Source organism: Kosmotoga sp. (assembly GCF_982836095.1).
This window is the reverse complement of the sequence record NZ_CEYIHJ010000217.1, coordinates 1-270: the sequence shown is the minus strand read 5'-3', so window position 1 is coordinate 270 and position 270 is coordinate 1. Positions and strand designations below refer to the sequence as shown.

At 44.4% G+C, this 270-nt stretch carries 1 protein-coding gene; it reads right to left on the bottom strand.

Annotated elements, in window-relative coordinates; all coding sequences use genetic code 11:
* The coding region (locus AC3LHT_RS10305) for a toprim domain-containing protein (RefSeq protein ID WP_488662830.1) at positions 1-270 on the bottom strand (270 nt) is incomplete at both ends.

Here is a 270-nt window from a genome sequence, read left to right as displayed (position 1 = left end):
GTACAGAAGCGTTAAAATGAGTGTCCTGATATGTGCACCGTCAACATCCGCATCTGTCATGATGATAATCTTCCCATATCGCAGCTTTTCCAGGTTCAAATCATCTCCGATTCCAGTTCCCACTGCAACGATTATGTTGTTTATCTGTTCGTTTTTCAACAATTTCTCAAAGCTGGCTTTTTCCACATTCAGAATTTTCCCCCTCAAAGGCAGTATCGCCTGAAATTCCCTGTCTCTTGCCTGTTTTGCCGAGCCTCCAGCTGAATCGCC